At 73.9% G+C, this 16,498-nt stretch carries 13 protein-coding genes; 6 read left to right on the forward strand and 7 right to left on the reverse strand.

The features are described from left to right. Positions 1-300: 300 nt before the first annotated feature. Positions 301-1,527: an IS30 family transposase gene (locus VR45_RS27715; protein WP_045942580.1), complete on the forward strand. Its 1,227-nt coding sequence runs from the start codon at positions 301-303 to the stop codon at positions 1,525-1,527. A 91-nt stretch (positions 1,528-1,618) separates the two neighbouring features. On the opposite strand, the gene VR45_RS27720 is transcribed toward VR45_RS27715, so the two are convergent. The 5 genes from VR45_RS27720 to VR45_RS27740 all read right to left on the reverse strand — a co-directional run bounded on the left by VR45_RS27720 (position 1,619) and on the right by VR45_RS27740 (position 7,187). Then, complete coding sequence (locus tag VR45_RS27720; protein WP_045942581.1) at positions 1,619-2,929, reverse strand: DUF58 domain-containing protein; 1,311 nt, start codon at positions 2,927-2,929, stop codon at positions 1,619-1,621. Positions 2,930-2,999: 70 nt separating this feature from the next. Then, the gene (locus VR45_RS27725; RefSeq protein ID WP_045942589.1) at positions 3,000-3,920 is read right to left on the reverse strand and encodes a MoxR family ATPase; all 921 of its coding nucleotides are present in this window, start codon (positions 3,918-3,920) and stop codon (positions 3,000-3,002) included. Positions 3,921-4,057: 137 nt separating this feature from the next. Next, a complete protein-coding gene (locus tag VR45_RS27730) occupies positions 4,058-5,284 on the reverse strand; it encodes a DUF4350 domain-containing protein (RefSeq protein ID WP_045942582.1) in 1,227 nt (408 codons plus the stop codon). Beyond that, the gene (locus VR45_RS27735; protein WP_045942583.1) at positions 5,281-5,952 is read right to left on the reverse strand and encodes a DUF4129 domain-containing protein; all 672 of its coding nucleotides are present in this window, start codon (positions 5,950-5,952) and stop codon (positions 5,281-5,283) included. Before VR45_RS27735 ends, VR45_RS27730 begins: the two co-directional genes overlap by 4 nt. A 5-nt stretch (positions 5,953-5,957) precedes the next feature. Continuing rightward, complete coding sequence (locus VR45_RS27740) at positions 5,958-7,187, reverse strand: hypothetical protein (RefSeq protein ID WP_045942584.1); 1,230 nt, start codon at positions 7,185-7,187, stop codon at positions 5,958-5,960. Positions 7,188-7,473: 286 nt separating this feature from the next. Between VR45_RS27740 and mtrA the strand changes: the two genes are divergently transcribed. From mtrA to VR45_RS27755, 3 genes are read left to right on the forward strand one after another with little or no spacing between them, the layout of a single operon-like run. Then, on the forward strand, positions 7,474-8,151 hold the full coding sequence (gene mtrA, locus VR45_RS27745; RefSeq protein WP_030247322.1) for an MtrAB system response regulator MtrA: 678 nt from the start codon (positions 7,474-7,476) through the stop codon (positions 8,149-8,151). Between the two features lie 4 nt (positions 8,152-8,155). Beyond that, positions 8,156-10,294 (forward strand): MtrAB system histidine kinase MtrB, encoded by a 2,139-nt coding sequence (gene mtrB / locus VR45_RS27750; RefSeq protein ID WP_045942585.1) that lies wholly within the window; start codon positions 8,156-8,158, stop codon positions 10,292-10,294. Next, complete coding sequence (locus VR45_RS27755; RefSeq protein ID WP_199926010.1) at positions 10,269-12,158, forward strand: LpqB family beta-propeller domain-containing protein; 1,890 nt, start codon at positions 10,269-10,271, stop codon at positions 12,156-12,158. The genes mtrB and VR45_RS27755 overlap by 26 nt, the downstream gene beginning before the upstream one ends. Before the next feature lie 51 nt (positions 12,159-12,209). Here the strand turns inward: VR45_RS27755 and VR45_RS27760 are convergent, their stop codons facing one another. Then, positions 12,210-12,851, reverse strand: coding sequence for a ComF family protein (locus VR45_RS27760; RefSeq protein ID WP_078896890.1), 642 nt, complete (start codon positions 12,849-12,851; stop codon positions 12,210-12,212). Positions 12,852-13,355: 504 nt separating this feature from the next. Between VR45_RS27760 and raiA the strand changes: the two genes are divergently transcribed. Further along, complete coding sequence (gene raiA / locus VR45_RS27765; RefSeq protein WP_045942587.1) at positions 13,356-14,051, forward strand: ribosome-associated translation inhibitor RaiA; 696 nt, start codon at positions 13,356-13,358, stop codon at positions 14,049-14,051. 322 nt (positions 14,052-14,373) lie between these two features. Further along, positions 14,374-15,090, forward strand: coding sequence for a response regulator transcription factor (locus VR45_RS27770; protein ID WP_341845492.1), 717 nt, complete (start codon positions 14,374-14,376; stop codon positions 15,088-15,090). A gap of 90 nt (positions 15,091-15,180) precedes the next feature. On the opposite strand, the gene VR45_RS27775 is transcribed toward VR45_RS27770, so the two are convergent. Continuing rightward, positions 15,181-16,395: a crosslink repair DNA glycosylase YcaQ family protein gene (locus VR45_RS27775; RefSeq protein WP_045942588.1), complete on the reverse strand. Its 1,215-nt coding sequence runs from the start codon at positions 16,393-16,395 to the stop codon at positions 15,181-15,183. Positions 16,396-16,498 lie beyond the last annotated feature (103 nt).

The following is a 16,498-nucleotide window of genomic DNA, read 5'->3' on the forward strand; positions in this document are numbered from 1 at the left end:
TTGTGAAGAACCCCCGTCGGGAAACCGACGGGGGTTCTTTGCGTTTTCAGGACGCTTTCGGTCGAGGCATTTCCCCGGGTCGGTACTGGCAAAGAAGGTGTCGTCCGAGCGGGAATGCCGTCCGATTCCGCGGCGGAGTACGTTTTCCAGGGCCCCGAGAAGCGCCGGGAAAGGCCCTTGGGGGCATTCGGCGAGTGCCCGGGTGGGGGAGGTCCACCATCTGTCGAAAGGGACTCAAAAGCCCCGCCACCGATCCTTGGGTTCTAGTGGTCGTTGCAACACCCCAGCCCGAGGGGTGCGATGGACTTCAAGATCCGCAAGAACCGGGCGGTGGCCCAGGGGCCGAGGAGGCTGGTCCGTGAGCGGTCGGAATACTTCCGGCTCATGGATCAGGGCTATGGCAACAAGGAGGCGTCCCGGCTCGTGGGCATCCACGAGCGGACCGGCCGCGAGTGGCGCAACGGCCGGACGGACCCCGCAAGGTTCAGGCCGCCCGCTCGACCCGAGCGGGCGGCCTGTCCCGAGACCCGGGGCCGCCACCTGAGCCAGGACGAGCGCATCCACATCGCGGACCGGCTCCGGGAGAAGGCCACCATCCGGGCGATCGCAGTCGACTTGGGCCGCAGCCCGTCCACGATCAGCCGGGAGATCCGCCGCAACAGCACGGTGGACCCCCGCGGCCGACAGCACTACCGTCCCCACGCCGCCCACGCCCGTGCCGACGCCCGCAGGCCGCGTCCCAAGCCCGGCAAGATCGGCCAGAACCCTGAACTCCGGGACTTCATCCAGCGCCACCTGGCCAAGAAGTGGAGCCCGGAGCAGATCTGCCAGGCTCTGCGGGACACCTTTCCCGAGCGGCCGGAGATGCACGTGGCCCACGAAACCGTCTACCAGGCCCTCTACGTGCAGGGACGCGGTGAACTGCGCCGCGAACTGGCCGGCGCCCTGCGTTCCGGCCGGGCCCGGCGGGTTCCCCACCGCCAGGCCGCCGCCCGCAGGCCCAGGTTCGCCCATCCCATGGTGATGATCAGCGAACGTCCCGCCGAGGTCGAGGACCGTGCGGTGCCCGGACACTGGGAGGGCGACCTGATCATCGGCAAGGACGGCGCCTCGGCGATCGGCACCCTGGTCGAACGCGCGACCCGCTACGTGATGCTCCTGCACCTGCCGAACGGTCGCACCGCCGAGCGCGTGCACGATGCCCTCGTGGACACCGTGCGGACCCTGCCCGGCCACCTGGTGCGGTCGCTGTCCTGGGACCAAGGCGCCGAGATGGCCGCCCACGGGTCGTTCACCGTCGCCACCGGCATCCCGGTCTACTTCTGCGACCCGGCCAGCCCCTGGCAGCGCGGATCGAACGAGAATACGAACGGTCTGCTGCGGCAGTACTTCCCCAAGGGCACCGACCTGGCCGTCCACGCCCCGGACCACCTGGTGGCCGTCGCCGCCGAACTCAACGGTCGCCCACGCAAAACGCTCGGCTGGGAAACCCCAGCCGAGCGCCTGCATAAACTGCTCGCGGCCTGATCAAACCGACCACGTGTTGCAACGACCCCTAGAAACCGCCATCCGGTGGCGGGGCTTTTCCGTGCTCCCCGGACGGGGCCGGGAGTCTTTGTCAGAGGCGGCCGGCGGCCTTGAGGGCGAGGTAGGTGTCGGCCAGGGCGGGGGCGATGGAGGTGGGCGGGGCGTCGAGGACGGTGATGCCGGCGTGGGTGAGGCGGTCGGCGGTGAGACGGCGGTCGGCGCGGGTCTGCTCGGCGGCCGCGGCACCGTAGACGGCCTCGACCGTGCCGCGGCCGGCGGCGAGCTCGTCGAGGTGGGGGTCGGACACGGACGCGAGCACGACCTCGTGGCGCTTGGTGAGGAGCGGCAGGACCGGGAGCAGGCCGTCCTCGACGGATGCCGCGTCCAGGCCGGTGAGGAGCACGATCAGCGAGCGGTGCGGTGCCATCTTCAGGGCGGTGGCGACCAGCGAGCGCATGTCGGTCTCGTAGAGGGCGGGCTCCAGGGCGGCCATCGCGTTGGTGAAGGCCGGGAGGATCTCGACCGGGGAGCGGCCGGCCACCGCGGTCCGCTTGCGCAGGTCGTGGGCGAGCAGGTCGACCCGGTCACCGGCCTTGGTGGCGAGGGCGGTGAGGAGCAGCGCGGCGTCGAGCGAGGCGTCGAGCCGGGGTGCGTCGCCGACCCGGCCGGCGGAGGTGCGGCCGGTGTCGAGGACGACCAGGATGTGCCGGTCGCGCTCGGGCCGCCAGGTGCGGACGGCGACCGTGTGGCGGCGGGCGCTGGCCCGCCAGTCGATGGAGCGGATGTCGTCGCCGGGCAGGTACTCGCGCAGGGAGTCGAACTCGGTGCCCTGGCCGCGGGTCAGGACCGAGGTCCGGCCGTCGAGTTCGCGCAGTCGGGCGAGCCGGGAGGGCAGGTGCTTGCGGCTGGCGAACGGGGGCAGGGCGCGGACCGTCCAGGGGACGAGGTGCGAGCCCTGACGCCCGGCCAGGCCGAGCGGGCCGAGCGAACGGACGGTCACCTTGTGGGCGTGGTGGTCCCCGCGCCGGGTCGGGGTGAGGACGGTGGTGACGCGGCGGCGTTCGTGGCCGGGGACGCGCAGGGTGTGCCGGGAGGCGGCGAAGCCGGTGCCGGGCCGCCAGGCCGACGGGGCCCAGGCGTCGCGGATCCGGGCCCGCAGGGGCCGTCCGGCCGGGTTGGTGACGGTCAGTTCGACCGAGGCGGGTTCGCCGAGCCGGACCGTGGTGTCGCCGCCCCGGTCGATCCGCAGGCTCCGGACGGGGGCGGCGAGCACCAGGTCGACGGCGACAGCGAGCAGGACCGCGCCGGTGACGGCGCCGATGCCCGCCCAGGACGGCAGCAGCAGGCCCGTGACGAGGGCGCCGAGCGCGGCGAGCAGGGCGGTTCGCCCGGTGATGGCCATGCGGTGCGTTCCTTCGTCGGGGCCGACGGTGAGGCGGCGAAACGTGGGGCGGTGATACCCGGGGCGGGGATCAGCGCGGGGCCGGGGTCTGGGCGAGGACGGCCTGGATCACGGAGTCCGCGGTCACGCCCTCCATCTCGGCCTCGGCCCGCAGGGCGACGCGGTGCCGCAGGGTGGGCAGGGCGAGTGCCTTGACGTCGTCGGGGGTGACGTAGTCGCGGCCGGCCAGCCAGGCCCAGGCACGGGAGGCGCCGAGCAGTGCGGTGGCGCCGCGCGGGGAGACGCCGATGGAGAGCGAGGGCGACTGCCGGGTGGCCCGGCAGAGGTCGACGATGTAGGCGAGCACCTCGGGCGCGACGGTCAGCTTGGCGATCTGCTCGCGGGCGGCGGCGATGTGCTCGGGGCCGGCCACCGGGCGCACGCCGGCCGCGGCGAGGTCGCGCGGGTCGAAGCCGGCGGCGTGCCGGGCGAGGACCTGGAACTCCTGGTCCCGGTCGGGCAGCGGGAGGATCAGCTTGAGCAGGAAGCGGTCGAGCTGGGCCTCGGGCAGCGGGTAGGTGCCCTCGTACTCGACCGGGTTCTGGGTCGCGGCGACCAGGAACGGCACCGGCAGGGCGCGCGGCTCGCCGTCGACGGTGACCTGGTGCTCCTCCATGGCCTCCAGCAGGGCGGCCTGGGTCTTCGGCGGGGTGCGGTTGATCTCGTCGGCGAGCAGCAGGTTGGTGAAGACCGGGCCGGGCTGGAAGGAGAACTCGGCGGTGCGGGCGTCGTAGACCAGGGAGCCGGTGACGTCGCCGGGCATCAGGTCGGGGGTGAACTGGATGCGCTTGGTCCCCAGGCTGAGCGCGGTGGAGAGGGTGCGGACCAGCAGGGTCTTGGCCACGCCGGGGACGCCTTCGAGCAGCACATGGCCGCCGCAGAGCAGGGCGACGACGAGGCCGGTGACGGCGGCGTCCTGGCCGACGACGGCCTTGGCGATCTCGGCGCGCAGGGCGGTGAGCGCCTCGCGCGGGTCGCCGAGCCGGGGGTCGCCGGCGGTGCCGGGAGCGGTGCTGCCGGGGACGGTGGTGCCGGTGGTGACGGGCGCCGGGCCGGGGGTGATGCGGAGCTGGGTGGTGGCCTTCTCGGTCACGGCTTCCGTACCTGCCTTTCGAGGGTGTCGAGGTCGTCGGCGAGCCGCAGCAGTGCGGCGTCGTCGGTCGGGGGAGGGCCGTACAGCAGGGCCGCGGCGTCCCCGGCGGGCCGCTCGGGGAGGCGGTCCGCGACGGCCGCGCAGAGGGCGGTGGGGTCGGGTGCGCCGGCCACCGGCGGGACGCCGAGGGCCGGGGCGATGCGCAGCGCGGTGGCGCGGCGCAGGGCGTCGGCGGCGCGGCCGCGGGCCTTGGCCCGGCGGTAGAGGCGGGCGCGGCCCTCGGTGGTCTCGGAAGCGCGGACCACGACCGGCAGCTGCTCGCTGACCACCGGGCCGAGCCGCCGGGAGCGCCAGAGCGCGGCGAGCACGACGGCGATGGCGAGCTGGTAGCCGGCCCAGGTCCAGCCCTCGGGGATGTAGTCCTGGAAGCTCTTGCGCCCGCCCTCGGCGACCGGGGCGGTGTAGTCGGGCAGGTGCCAGGTGAGGTGCGGCCGGGAGCCGAGCAGGCCGAGTCCCAGGGCGGCGTTGCCGTCCTTCCCGAGCAGCTCGTTGGTGAGGAACTCGCCGCTGCCGAGGACCACGACGTCGGTGTTCCGGCCGGTGGTGACGGCGACCAGGGGGTAGCCGTGGCCGCGCGGGTAGCAGCCCTCGCCGCGGCTGCCGGCGGTGTAGAGCAGGCCGCCGAGGTGGGCGCTGCCGGCCCGGACGGCTTCGGGGAGGGAGCAGCCGGGGTCGGTGGTGCGCACGCCGGCGTAGGGGATGCCGCCGTTCTCGTCGGAGGTGCGGACGCCGGGGACGAGGGCGCTGAGGGCGGCGGGGCCGGGGGCGACCAGGACCAGCCGGCCGTACTTGGCGGCGGCGACGGCGGTCAGCTGCTCGGGGGTGAGCAGGTCGGGTTCGGGCAGGACGAGGGTGTCGGTGCCGGTGGGCCGGACGGCCGGGTCGGCGGTGAGGTCGACCTTGAGGCCCTCGCGCTCCAGGAGGGCGATCACGGCGCGGCTGCCGGTGGGCTCGTAGGAGCGGGGGTCGAGCGGTGGGTACCGGCGTTCCTGGTTGACGGCGGCGAGCAGGACGGCGGCGAGCAGCAGGAGGGCGGCGGTGAGCAGGTACCAGCGGGTGCGCCGCCACAGGCCGCGGCCGGTGGGGGCGGTGCTGGTGGCGGTCGGGGCGGGCCGCGGGGCGGCGGCCCGGTCGGTCGGCGGAGCGGGGGTGGCGCTGGTCATGCGGCTCCTCCGGCGGCCGGGGCGAGGACCGGGCGGGCGCGTTCGAGGTCCCGGTCGAGGTCGCGCAGCGACTGGTAGGCGCCCTGGTCGGCGGTGCGCTCGCCGTACGCGATGTCGTCGAAGGCGCGGGCGGCCGCGGCGAGCTCGGCCGCGTGGCCGGGCAGGGCGCGGCCGGCCTCGGCGGCGGCCTCGTCGGCGGTGCGGCCGGGGCGGGCGTCGAGCAGGGTGCGCTCCTCCAGGCCGCGGACCAGGGCGCGCATCTGCTCGCGGACGGCCTCGGTCCACCGGCCGGCGGCGGCGTGCCGTTCGGCGTCGGCCCGGTGCTCGGCCGCGCTGCGCGGGCCGATGTCGCCGAAGACCCCGGTGTGGGTGCGGGCGGCCCGCTTGGGCGCGCCGAGGCGCCACCAGAGGGCGGCGCCGATGATCGCGGCCACCAGCAGGAACAGGACCAGGCCGGTGGCGCCGCCGGTGCCGTCGCCGGTGAGCGCGCCCAGCGCCTCGTCGATCCGGTCCGTGATCCAGTCGATGACCCGTTCCTGGAGGCTCGGGTCGTGGCGGTGGTAGTCGGCGTTGAGCAGTTCGTCGCGGGCCGCGTCCTTGGTTGCGTCGCGCGGTGTCGTGACCGGGGCACCACCCGCGAGCACGACGATCTCCCCCCGGATCGGCATCGGGCTCAGAGCCTTGCGGGGGCGGGGCCGGCCTGGTCGCCCCAGCCGGTGCCGCCGTGTTCGGGCAGGCCGGCGGCGCGGGCGAGCTCGATGTCGAGGGCCTCGCGGCGGATCCGCTGGTCGACGTAGAGCAGCACGCCGATGGTGGCGGTGAAGGGGAGGGTGACGGTGGAGGAGAGGACGCCGCCGATCGCCATGGTGATCAGCATGGCGGCGGGCATGCTGCCGCTCTGCCCGGCGTCGACCTGCCCGAGGAAGTCGTCGAAGCCGATCACCATGCCGGCGATCGTGAACGGGGTGCTGATCACACCGCCGACGACCGCGGCGATGATCTGGCTCAGCACGGTGATGCCGCAGATCCGCCACCAGGAGCGGCGGACCAGCCGGCGGGAGCGGGAGAGGGCGGTGATGACGCCCTGCTTCTCCAGCATGAGGGCGGGGGCGGCCAGGCTGAGCTGGATGCCGATCCAGATGGCGACGGGGAGGCTGAGCAGGCCCACGACGACGAGCAGGCCGACGATCGCCGGTTCCTCGGCCCCGGCGACCAGGTAGCCGATCAGCGGGGCGAAGCCCAGCAGGACGATGCCGCCGGCGATGAGACCGGTGAGCAGGGTGAGGCCGACGAGCTGGAGCAGCCGCGGCTTGGCGTCGCGCCAGGCGTCCCCGATCGACACGGCCTGGCCGAGGATGGCGCGGCTGACCACCATGGTCAGCAGGGCCGAGGCGACCACGCCGAGCAGCATCGAGAGCGGCAGGCTGATCAGGGCGGTCAGGACCGGGGTGAGGTCGCCGGTGTCCCCCTGGATGGCGAGCTGGGCGCCGAGCGAGGCGCCCTGCTGGACCACCGCGACGCCGAGGGCGAGGCCGAGGGTGACCCGCCAGTGCTTGCGGACGGTGGAGACCGCGCCGTCGAGGATCTCGCCGAGGCCGAGCGGGCGCAGCGGGATCACTCCGGGCTTGGGGCTCTGCGGCACGCCCCAGCTGTAGCCGCCGCCGGGCGGCTGCGGGCCCCAGCCGGGCGGCGGTCCGCCGTGGCCGGGCTGCGTGCCCCAGGCGGGCTGCGGTCCGGCGTAGGGGGGCTGCGGGGCGCCGGGGGCGGTCCCCCGGGCGGGCGGGGTGTCCTGGGGCGGTGCCGACTGGCCGGGCACGGCGGCGGGTGCGTCGGCGGTGGGCCGGGCGCCGTCGCGGGGCGGCTCGGACGAGCCGGGCGAGGCCCAGCCCGGAGTGTCGGTCATCACTGCTCCTCGGAGGGCTTCGGGGGCGGGGTACCGGGTGGATCTTCACCCGCGCGCAGCGCCCATCGTGCCATGGTGCCCGGACGCACCCCAGGGGGAGCCGGTTGCTGAACGGCAACGGCCGGGGGGCGGACGATTCGTCGGCTTCGCCGGGGGCGCGGGGGGCGGAAGGGGGCGGGAAATTGGCCCGGTTTGGCTTGAATTGGACCGGATCGCCAGTTGGCCGTTCTGGAGCAATGGGACTGCTGTGCGGCAGGTCACAATCCGGTAATGAGAAGATGGACGCATGAAGGGACGCGTCCTCGTCGTTGATGACGACTCCGCACTGGCCGAGATGCTCGGCATTGTGCTGCGGGGTGAGGGTTTTGAGCCGTTTTTCGTCGCGGATGGGGACAGGGCGCTAGCTGCGTTCCGGGAGACCAAGCCGGACCTGGTCCTGCTCGACCTGATGCTGCCCGGCCGGGACGGCATCGACGTCTGCCGGCAGATCCGGGCCGAGTCCGGTATTCCGATCGTCATGCTGACCGCCAAGACCGACACGGTGGATGTCGTGGTCGGCCTGGAGTCGGGTGCCGACGACTACGTGACCAAGCCGTTCAAGCCCAAGGAACTGGTGGCCCGGGTGCGGGCCCGGCTCCGCAGGGCCGAGGAGCCGACTCCGGAGCAGCTGACCATCGGCGATCTGGTGATCGACGTGGCCGGCCACTCGGTGAAGCGGGACGGCCGGGGCATCCCGCTGACCCCGCTGGAGTTCGACCTGCTGGTCGCGCTGGCCCGCAAGCCCTGGCAGGTGTTCACCCGCGAGGTGCTGCTGGAGCAGGTCTGGGGCTACCGGCACGCGGCGGACACCCGGCTGGTCAACGTCCATGTGCAGCGCCTGCGCTCCAAGATCGAGAAGGACCCGGAGCGTCCCGAGATCGTGGTGACCGTCCGCGGCGTCGGCTACAAGGCCGGGCCCAGCTGACGTGATGTACCGGGCCGACGAAACCCCGCCGGGTACCGCGACCGACGGGGGTGGCGGCGCCGTGCGCGGGGACGTACTGAGTTCGACCGTGCGCAACCGCCGCCGGCGGGGGCCGGTCGCCCTGCTCGCGCTGGTGAACCGACAGCTGCGCCGCCCCCTGAACCGGGTGGCGGCGCTGTACCGGCGGTCGATCCAGCTGCGGGTGGTGGCGGCGACGCTGCTGCTGTCGGTCGTGGTGGTGATGGTGCTGGGCGTCGTCGTGGTGGCGCAGGTGCGCACCGGGCTGCTGGAGACCAAGCGGTCGGCGGCCCGGGACCAGGCGCTCGCGGGATTCCAGACCGAGCTGAAGAAGATCGACGACGCGGACGACCTGCGGCTGCGGACCGGGCCCACCAACCCGGCCCCCGAGGGGCTGGGCACCTGGCTGCTCCAGCAGGTCGGCGACCTGGCGGCGAGCGGGCAGAACGTCTACTCGGTGATCGCGATGCTGCCCGGCACCGGCCAGACCGTCCAGCCGGAGAAGGCCGGCCTCGGCCCGCGCTACTCCGCGGACATCCTGCCGAGCAGCATCCCCGACAGTCTGAAGGCCAGGGTCGCGCAGGAGCCCGGCCAGACCTTCAGCCAGCCCACCCGGATCCAGCGTTCGCCGGAGAGCGGCGTGGACACCGAGCCCGGGCTGGTCTTCGGGCAGCAGTTCACCGGACCCGGCAACGGCAGCTACCAGCTGTACTACGTCTTCTCCTTCGGCCAGGAGACCAAGACCCTGGGCCTGGTCACCGGCACGCTGGCGACCGCCGGGGTGTTCGTGGTGATCATGATGGGCGGCATCGCCTGGCTGGTGGTGCGCCAGGTGGTGACGCCGGTCCGGATGGCCGCCGGGATCTCCGAGCGGCTGGCCGCCGGGCACCTGGAAGAGCGGATGAAGGTCACCGGCACCGACGACATCGCCCGCCTCGGCGAGTCGTTCAACCGGATGGCCAACGCGCTGCAGGCGCAGATCCGGCAGCTGGAGGAACTCTCCCGGGTGCAGCGGCGCTTCGTCTCGGACGTGTCGCACGAGCTGCGCACACCGCTGACCACCGTCCGGATGGCCGCCGACCTCATCTACGACAGCCGCGAGGACCTCGACCCGATGGCGGCCCGCTCCGCCGAACTGCTCCAGGGGCAGCTGGACCGCTTCGAGTCGCTGCTCGCCGACCTGCTGGAGATCAGCCGCTTCGACGCGGGCGCGGCCGTCCTGGACGCCGAGCCGGTCGACCTGCGCGAGATCGTCGGCCGGGTGGTCGAGGCCGCCGATCCGCTGGCGCAGGCCAAGGGCAGCGCCGTGGTGATCCGCGGCGACGGCGAGCCGGTGCTGGCCGAGGTCGACTCCCGGCGGATCGAGCGCATCCTGCGCAACCTGGTGGTCAACGCGCTGGAGCACGGCGAGGGCCGGGACGTCGTGGTCCGGCTGGGCTCGCGGGACGGCGCGGTCGCGATCGGCGTCCGGGACTACGGCATCGGCCTCAAGCCGGGCGAGGCGTCCCGGGTGTTCCACCGGTTCTGGCGGGCCGACCCGTCCCGGGTGCGGACCACCGGCGGTACCGGCCTCGGCCTGTCGATCGCGGTCGAGGACGCCCATCTGCACGGTGGCTGGCTGCAGGCCTGGGGAGAGCCGGGCGGCGGCTCGCACTTCCGGCTCACCATGCCGCGCACCCGCGGCGGCGAGATCAGCCGGGCGCCGTTCCGGCTGGAGCCCGAGGACTCCCGCAACAACCGGGGCCTGGGCACCTACGGGGCGCCGTACCGCCGGGCCGCGCGCCCGGCCGGGGCGACCGCCCTCACCGCGACCGACGAGCAGGCCGTCCCGGAGACGCCGGACACCTCCGGCAGCGGGTTCGGCAGCGGGCTCGGCGGAGTGCTGAGCATCGGCCCCGGCCTCGGCCGGCGGGCGGCCGAGGGCCCGCGCGCCGATCCGTCGGACGTGCTGCCGGTCGGTGCGGGGTACGGTGCCACCGGGGCCCAGGTCGTGGTGGACCCGACGCCGGGCCGGCCGTCGGTGGCGCAGCGGACCGCGGGGCCGGACGGGGCCGCAGGGGCGGACGGCACGGGTGGAACGGACACGGAGGGGTCGCAGCGTGCGAAGGACCAGCGCCAGGATTGAGCCGCGGCTGGCCGGGATGGCGGGCGCGCTGGTGGGTGCCCTGCTGGCCGGCGGCTGCGCGGCGATGCCGGATTCCGGGGGCGTCGCCAAGATCGAGCTGTCCAGGAGCTCGGCGGAGAAGAACCTCCAGGTCAGGGTCTTCCCGGTGGAGCCCGCCAAGGGAGCCAGGCCGCAGGACCTGCTGGCCGGGTTCCTCGACGCGCTGACCGCCGACGACAGCTATGTGACGGCGCGCAAGTACCTGACGCCGGACGCGCGGACCAGCTGGAACCCCGAGGCGGGCATCAAGGTGCTCGCCGCCAACCCGGGCCACCTCAAGGTGAGCGTGACCGACAACGACACCGAGGTGTCGATCCCGGTCCCCGGGCAGCTGGTCTCCCAGGTGGACGACCGGCACTCGTACATCGGCGAGTCGCCGCGCATGATCGAGTTCAACTTCTCCTTCGTGCGGGAGAAGGCCGGCGAGTGGCGGATCGACAAGCTGCCGGACGGGCTGATCCTCAACGAGGTCAACTTCCGCAACAGCTACCGCCAGGTCGACCGGTTCTTCTACGCCGCGCCCGACCCGTCCGCGCCGACCGCTGCCGCGGTGACCAACCAGGACGTGCTGATCGCCGACCCGATCTACCTGCGGCGCCGAATAGACCCGCTGGGTTCGGCGGTGCGCGCGCTGGTCTCGGGGCCGTCGACCTGGCTGGGGCCGGTCGCCCGTTCCGCCTTCCCGGCGGGCCTCGGGCCGAACGCGGTCGAGTCGGTGACCCTGGACGACAACCGGACCGGGCACGTGACGCTCATCGGTGTCGACCTCGGCAGCGCCACCGCCTGCCGGCGGATGGCCACCCAGCTCCTCTACACCCTCGCCGACCAGGGCACCGGGCCGGTCGAACGGCTGGAGCTCAAGGCCAAGCACGGCGGACCGGTCTGTCAGGCGAGCCGCGCCGACGAGCCCGCGACCGGGCCCGGCTCGCTGGCCGGGCAGATGTCCACCCGGCAGTTCTACCAGCGGGCCGACGACGGCGTGCTGCACGAGACGCGCGGGGACGCCGTCGGCGAGCCCGTGCACGGGCCGCTGGGGCGGGCGCAGCAGAGCGGGCGGCCGCTGGGCGCGGTCGCGGTGGCCCGGGACGGCGAGCGCGCCGCGGCGATCAGCGCCGACGGCCACCAGCTCTTCACGGTGCCGTTCCTGGACTCGCTGCCGGCCATGCCGCAGCCGGTGCTGACCACCCCGAGCCGCCCGGGCTCGAAGGGTGACGACGGGCTGACCTCGCCGACCTGGGACGGGCGCGGCGACCTGTACGTGGTGGACCGCGACCCGGCCGGGCCGCGGGTGCTGATGGTGCGGGACAAGCAGGCCGTCCCGGTGGCGGTGGACGACCTGGCAGGGCGCTCGGTGCAGGGCATCAAGGTGTCCTCGGACGGCGTCCGGGTCGCCCTGCTGCTCAAGGAGGGCAAGGACAGCAAGGAGCAGCGGCTCTGGCTGGGGCTGCTCGTCCACGGCGGCACCAAGGACGCCCCGACTGCGAGGATCACCGGGCTGCGGCTGGCCAACCCGGCGTTCCAGGAGGTGCTGGCGGTGTCCTGGGCGGAGGCCGACCAACTGCTGGTGCTGGGCAAGGAGAAGGACAAGGCCCAGCAGTTGCAGTACATCAGCACCGACGGGTCGCAGAACCGGGACGCGCGGCTGCTGGGCGGCGGGGAGATGGGTGCCGTCGCCGCGTCGGAGTCCCGGGCGACGAACGCGCTGCCGGTGCCGCCCGTGCTGGCGCTGGAGAAGGAAGGGGGCAAGCCGTACCGGCTGGTCAACAACCAGTGGCGGGAGCTGGTGCTGCCCTACAAGGCCTCCGCGTTCATCTACCCGGGCTGAGACCCGCCGCTCGGTGCTCGGTGCTCGGTGAGGTGGCCGACCGGGTGCTCGTCACTGGTCGCGGGTGTCCGGGCGGCGCCGGTGGTGGTGCGGGACGGCCGCCGCGACCGTGGCGGCCGCGGCGGGCGGCAGCCCGGCGGCGGACAGGGCCCGGGTCGCCTCGACCAGGCTGGCGCCGGTGGTCACCAGGTCGTCGACCAGGACCGGCCGGTACCCGGCGGGCCCGGGCCGGCCGGGCCGGTGGAAGCGGCCGGGCGGTCGCACGGTGAGCGCGCCGCGCAGGTTGCGGTGGCGCTCGGCGGCGGAGAGCCCGGCCTGGTCGGCGACCGGACGGGCATGGCGCAGCAGCGGCAGCGCGCGGGCGTCCAGCCCCTCCCGGCGCAGGGCCCCGGCGGCGGCGCGGGCCAGCCGCAGCGTGGGGTCGTGACCCCGGGCGCGGACCGCCGCCCGGGCGGAGGGGACCGGGACCAGCAGCAGGGGGAACGGTTCCGGGGCCGGGCCGAGTGCGGAGCGCACCGCCCGGGCGAGGGCGTCGCCGAGCGGGCCGGCCAGCCCCAGCGCGCCGCGCTCCTTGTGGGCGAGCAGCAGCCGCCGGACCGGACCGTCGTACGGCGCGGCGGCGTGCGCCCGGGGAAGGGCTTCGACGGGCGCCGGCGGGGTAGTGGCGAGGAGGTGGCGGCACTCCGGGCACAGATGGCCGAGGTCGGCGCCGCAGCCCGCGCAGGGGGCCGGGAGCAGCGCGTCGAGGAGGCCGGTCAGGGCGTGGGCGAAGGGTCCCCGGTCGGACTGCCGGTGGGACTGCCGGTGGGGTGGTGCGGTGGTCCGCAGCACGGCTGCTCCTCGCGGGTGGGGCACGGAGAGTGAGCAAAGAATGCGCCGTACGGGGGGTGTTGTCCAGGTATTTACCTGTGTTTCACTCGCGGGAGGGTAGACAGGGGTGCAGCAGCTTGACCGCCGGCCCATCACTCCGTCATACCCGAACTCTCCGCCGGAGAGGCGAAAACCCCGTGTGAGGTGTTCGATAAGGCTCCAGGGGGTTTCAACCGTCCCTGGTGGGGAGGAAGTGCAGTGAGGGCCAGTCGTTCCCACCGTTGCCGGTGGGGCGGAGGGCCGGCGGATGTATCGGCTGGTCCGGCTGGTCTCAGTCCGGTCCGGTAGCACCCGGGCCGGCGACAGAACGAGGGATCGGAGTTCTGCGTGGACATCGTCGTCAAGGGCCGCAAGACCGAGGTGCCGAAGAGGTTCCGGGATCACGTGGCCGAGAAGCTGGAGAAGGTCCAGAAGTTCGACACCAAGGCGATCAGCCTCGATGTCGAGGTGTCCAAGGAACACAACCCGCGGCAGGCCGACCGGTCCGACCGCGTGGAGATCACCCTCCGTACCCGTGGCCCGGTGATCCGGGCCGAGGCCGCCGCCGCTGACCCCTACGCGGCGCTCGATCTGGCCTCGGCGAAGCTCGACGCCCAACTGCGCAAGTCCGCGGACCGGCGTCGGGTCCACAAGGGCGGCAGCGGCAGCCGCACCCCGATCAGCGTCGCCGAGGCGACCGCGGCCCTGGCCGCGCTGCCCGAGTCGAAGCCGTCGGAGAGCAGCACCAACGGTGCCGTCCGCAAGACCATGATGGGATCCCTGGAAGTGGAGGGCGAAGGCCCGCTGGTGGTCCGGGAGAAGACCCACCCGGCCGCCCCGATGGCGCTCGACCAGGCGCTCTACGAGATGGAGCTGGTCGGCCACGACTTCTACCTCTTCGTGGAGAAGGACAGTGGCCTGCCGAGCGTCGTGTACCGCCGGCACGGTTACCACTACGGCGTGATCCACCTGAAGGCCGACGGTTCGACCGTCGAGGGTGGTGGCGCCGGCGGTGCGATCGGCGCGGGCGACGACGAGGACTGACCGTACGGACAGCAGGAGAGGGGTGACCCCGGTGGCGACCGCCGCCGGGGTCACCGGCGTTCTGGGGCCAGTGCGCGGCGTTCCGGGGCCGGTACGCGGCGTTCCCGGGGTCGGTATGCGGCGTTCCCGGGGTCGATACGTGGTGTTCCGGGGTCGGTACGCGGACGCCGGCCACCGGACAGGTCACCCAATGCGGGGCAATCGGCACCGGAGGGTGACCGCGAGGGCCTCCGGCCGTGGAATGATTGCCCGACGACGACCGGCGACGGGGGAGGAGCGGATGGGGGATCAGTTCGGGCTGGGGCCCGCGACAGTGCCGGTCGTGGGGGTGTCGCCCGGCCTCGGGGCCGAGTCCGACTACGCACCGCGCCGGGGGGAGCCGATCCGCGTCCTGGTGGTGGACGACCACGCGTTGTTCCGCCGCGGCCTGGAGATCGTGCTGGCCGAGGAGGAGGACATCACCGTCGTCGGCGAGGCCGGGGACGGTGCGGAGGCGGTGCTCAAGGCGGCCGACCTGCTGCCCGACATCATCCTCATGGACGTCAGGATGCCGCGCCGCAGCGGGATCGAGGCCTGCACCGCGATCAAGGACGTCGCGCCCAGCACCAAGATCATCATGCTGACGATAAGCGACGAGGAAGCCGACCTCTACGAGGCGATCAAGGCGGGGGCCACCGGCTACCTGCTGAAGGAGATCTCCACCGACGAGGTTGCCACCGCGATCCGCGCGGTCGCCGACGGGCAGTCACAGATCAGCCCGTCCATGGCGTCCAAGCTGCTCACCGAGTTCAAGTCGATGATCCAGCGCCGCTCCGACGAACGGGAGTTGGTGCCCGCGCCGCGACTGACGGACCGGGAGCTGGAGGTGCTGAAGCTGGTGGCCACCGGGATGAACAACCGGGAGATCGCCAAGGAGTTGTTCATCAGCGAGAACACCGTGAAGAACCATGTGCGCAACATCCTGGAGAAGCTGCAGCTGCACTCCCGGATGGAGGCCGTGGTGTACGCGATGCGGGAGAAGATCCTCGAAATAGGGTGACTGCGGGGCCCGGTGGGCCCGACCGCCGGGGCGGTCGGGGCAGTCGGGGCGTCCGTTCGGGGCGGCCGGGGCGTCCGGTCGGGGCGCTCGTCAGGCCAGCAGTCGCTCCAGCGCCGGGCGCAGCGACTCGTCGTGCAGCGCCTCGACCCGGACGGCGTCGCAGCCCACCCAGCCGGCCGCCTCGCGCAGCGCGTCGGCCAGTGCCTCCAGGTGTCGGGGGGAGTCCAGCGAGATCTGACGCGCCACCAGGGTCCGCCCCTCGCGGGCCGGGTCGACCCGGCCGACCAGGCGGCCGCCGGTGAGGACCGGCATCGCGAAGTAGCCGTGCACTCGCTTGTGCTTGGGGGTGTAGGCCTCCAGCCGGTGGAGCATGCCGAAGATCCGCTCGGTGCGCGGACGGTCCCAGATCAGCGAGTCGAACGGCGACAGCAGCGTGGTGCGGTGGCGGCCGCGCGGCGTCGTGGCGAGTGCCTCCGGGTCGGCCCAGGCCGGGCCGGGGGTGCCGTTCGGGCCCCAGCCGGCCACCTCGACCGGGACCAGGCCGGAGTCGGGCAGCGCCGCGTCCACCTGCTCGGCGCGCAGCCGGTAGTAGTCGACGATGTCGGCCCGCGTGGCCACGCCGAGGGCCGCGCCGGACTGGGCGACCAGGGTGCGAAGGCACTCGGCGTCGTCCGGCTCGGCGGCGAACAGCTCGGCGGGGACGGCCTGTTCGGCCAGGGCGTAGACGCGCTTCCAGCTCCGGCGCTCGGTGCAGACCACGTCGCCGAAGGCCAGTGCCCGCTCCACCGCGATCTTGGTGTCCGACCAGTCCCACCACTCGGCGGTCTTCTTGGCACCGCCCAGCTCGGTCGAGGTGAGCGGGCCCTCGGCGCGCAGCTTGTCCAGCACCGAGCGGTAGGTCGCCGCCTCGCCCTGCTTGCCCCAGACGTGCGTCTTCGCGCGGTAGCGGCGGCGCCGGAAGGCGAACAGCGGCCACTCCTCCACCGGCAGGATGCACGCCGCGTGCGACCAGTACTCGAAGCTCGTGCCGGAACCCCAGTACGCCGTCTCGACCGCCGGGCGGCCGACCGCGCCGAGCCGGGCGTACGGCACGAGTTCGTGGGAGCGGGCCAGTACCGAGATGGTGTCGAGCTGGACGGAGCCGAGCCGGCGCAGCATCCCGCGCACGCCGCCGCGGCGGTCGGGCGCACCGAGCAGGCCCTGGGCGCGCAGGGCGATCCGGCGGGCGTCGTCGGCGCCGAGCACGGCCACCGGGGCGGGGCGGGAGGACGGGCCCGGGACCGGGCGAGGGGTCGAGGCGGTCATGCCGGCGAGCCTAGAGGTGGGCACCGACAATTCGTCCGGCCGTCCGGAGCCCTGGGGTTCCGGACGGCCGGGCGGGCGGGCGGACGGGCGCGGCGGCGGTGGC

Origin of the sequence: Streptomyces sp. NRRL S-495 (assembly GCF_000966955.1) — a bacterium.
GTDB classification, from domain to species: domain Bacteria; phylum Actinomycetota; class Actinomycetes; order Streptomycetales; family Streptomycetaceae; genus Kitasatospora; species Kitasatospora purpeofusca.